At 64.3% G+C, this 3,135-nt stretch carries 1 protein-coding gene and 1 pseudogene; both read right to left on the bottom strand.

The annotated features are described in order from the left end of the window. A pseudogene (locus EZI54_RS23345) lies at positions 1–1,255 on the bottom strand (condensation domain-containing protein); the annotation flags it as partial. Between the two features lie 62 nt (positions 1,256–1,317). Next, positions 1,318–3,135, bottom strand: a 1,818-nt coding sequence (locus tag EZI54_RS23350; protein WP_131484259.1) for a non-ribosomal peptide synthetase, incomplete at its 5' end; no start/stop codon positions are given.

Raw genomic sequence — 3,135 nt, forward strand, 5'->3', positions numbered from 1 at the left:
GCGCGCTGAACAGCGGCAGCGGCGCCTCGACCCCGCTGCAGCGCTGCGCCAGCGCCAGCGAGGCATGCTCGTGCGCCAACAGACCCGCCAGGCGACGCTGCGCCTGACCCACCGCCTCGGCCACCGAACCCTCCAACTCCAGCCGCAGCGGCAACGTGTTGATGAACATCCCCAGCGCTCGCTCGGCCACTCCGCCGTGACGGCCCAGCAACACCGTGCCGAACACCACGTCATCGCGACCCGACAGGCCGCCCAGCACCCGGCCCCAGGCCAGGTGGAACAGGCTCGCCGCGCTCACCCCACGGTCCCGCGCCTGCGCCCGCAGACGCTGCCCGAGATCCACTTCCACCGGCAACACCGCCTCGCCGATGTCCCCGCCATCGCCCTGCACGTCGGACAGGCCGTACGGCAGGGTCGGCTCGTCCACCGTGCCCAGCAAGTCCCGGAAGAAGGTTTCATCCGATTCGACACTGTGGCCCAGGCGCGCCTGCGCCACGTAGTCCCGGTACGGTACCGGCAGGGGCAACTCGGAGACATCACCGTGCAGGTGTACCTGGACCTCCTCGACCAGGGCCTGGGTTGTGCTGGCGTCACCGGCCAGATGATGGTTCAGCAGCATCAGCAACCAGCGGCCCGGCGTCCCCGCCTCCTGGCCCGGGTCCTCGGCCACCTTCGCCGCCAGTAACGGCGCCCGCCGAATATCCAGCCGATACTCACGCGGATCGAACCGCGCCTTGAGCTGTTCCTCGATCGAACCCGCCCGCGGATCCAGCGCCACCTCTTCCACCGGCAGCTCGGCTTCACGCCACACCACCTGCACCGGCTCCGGCAACCCTTCCCACTGCACCCCCGTGCGCAGGATGTCGTGCCGGCCAATCACCGCCTGCAAGGCCGACAGGAAAGCGTCCAGCCGCTCCCGGCTGTCGAAGGCCAGCAGGGAATACCCCAGGTAGGGGTCGCCCACCTGTGCCAACAAATGGTGATACAGCATCCCTTCCTGCAACGGCGCCAGCGGGTAGATGTCCTGCACATTGGCGACACCACCGGTCACCGATGCCACAACCTGGTCGATTTCGAACTGGGTCAGCGTCACCAGCGACAACAGATCTGGTGTAATTGCCGGAAACGTCCCCGTCTTTCCTGTCAGGCGAGAGTCTCCCGAGCGGAGCGCCTTAATCAGGTCCTGTTTGTTACGTCGTAGTAACTCGATGGTTTCTGCATTCATGACGCCTTCTGGCGCACGCACGACCAATTCATCGCCCTCAATATCCAGGACTATATTAAGCTCTCGAAGAAAATCGAAAGGGTTGTAACTGGTCATAACCTGTACTCTTTGATATCGAGTTTGTTGGCCGGGACGTCCTCTTTGGCGACCTCGTTACTGGTTTCCGTTGCGGCAACAGCCATCTGAGCCAAGACAGACCGGCTGTAGATAACGCCCACCGGCAGCTCCAGGCCTTGCTGCCGTAGCCTCTCAATCAGGCTGATGACCAGCAGCGAGTGACCGCCCAAGGTAAAGAAGCAGTCCTGCCGGCCAACCCGCTCCACGCCCAGCAGTTCCTGCCAGATCCCGGCCAGCGTCTCTTCCACCTTGCCCGACGGCGCCTCATAAACCGCCCGCACATAAGCGTCATCTTCCGGCGCCGGCAGCGCTTTACGATCCAGCTTGCCACTTGGCGTCAGCGGCAAACTCTCCAGTCCAACGAACGCCGACGGCACCATGTGGGCAGGCAGCGCCGCTTGCAGATGGGATCGCAGAACCGCCACGTCGGCCCCCCCCGTGTAATACGCAAGCAGCCGATTGGCGCCGGAGGCATCCTCGTGCGCCAGCACCACCGCCTCTTTCACCGTGTCATGTTCCATCAGGCAAGCCTCGACCTCCCCAAGCTCAATCCGGAAACCCCGGATCTTCACCTGGAAGTCGTTGCGGCCCAGGTATTCGATGTTGCCGTCGGGCCGGTAGCGGCCCAGATCACCCGTGCGGTACAGCCGTGCGCCCGGTTCGGCACTGAACGGGTCCAGCACGAAGCGCTCCGCCGTCAGCTCCGGACGGTTCAGGTAACCGCGCGCCACACCGGCACCCCCGATGTAGATCTCACCCACCGCCCCCAATGGGACCGGCATCCCCCTGGCGTCGAGCAGATAAATTCGTGTGTTCGCGACCGGCCGTCCGATCGGCACAGTGTCTACCTTCGTGTCCCGCGGACAGGTCCAGACGATCACATCAATGCAAGCCTCTGTCGGCCCGTACAGGTTGTGAATCGTCACTCCAGGCAGGACTCGATGAAGCGTTTCAATGCTAGCTTCTGGAAACGCCTCGCCGCCGCAAGTTACACGGCGCAACGAGCGGCAGAGTGCAACACCCGGGGCAGCCAGGAAGCTGGTCAGCATTGACGGAACAAAAGCGATCGTGGTGACGGAGTGTTGAACGATTGATTCGATCAATGCATCAGGGTTCTTGTGGGCCCCAGCGGGCAGCATCACCAGCGAGGCCCCATGGAGCAGAGGTGCGAAACACTCCCGCACGGACGGATCGAAGCAAATCGGTGTATTCTGAATAGCGACATCAGCTGCATCCAGACGATAGTCATCCGCCACGCAAACCAGGCGATTCACCACGCTTCGATGCTCGATCATCACCCCCTTGGGCAAACCGGTGGAACCGGAGGTGTAGAACACGTAGGCCAGGTGGGAAGGGGTCAGGTTGCCTCGTTCGGGATTGTCCACCGGGTAGGAGGTCCAGGGCGCACTGTCGTCCAGCGCAATCACCGGACGGTCGCCCGTGGCCAGCGTCGGCACGTCGCCGTGGACCAACACCGCCACCGGGGCACTGTCCTCCAGCATGTGCGCCAGTCGCTCGGCCGGGTATTCCGGGTCCAGTGGCACATAGGCCCCGCCCGCCTTCAACACACCCAGCAGGCCCACCACCATCGCCAGCGAGCGCTCCGCGCAGATCGCCACACGGTCGTCCGGGCCCACGCCCAGTTCCCGCAGGTAGTGCGCCAACCGGTTCGCCCGCGCGTTCAGCGCGCCATAGCTCAGCGTCTCATCGCCGTGCACCAGCGCCACCGCCTCCGGGCTGCGCTGCACCTGTGCCTCGAACAACTCGTGGATGCACTGCTCCGACGGATAGGA

Origin of the sequence: Marinobacter halodurans (assembly GCF_004327985.1) — a bacterium.
In the GTDB taxonomy this organism is placed as follows: domain Bacteria; phylum Pseudomonadota; class Gammaproteobacteria; order Pseudomonadales; family Oleiphilaceae; genus Marinobacter_A; species Marinobacter_A halodurans.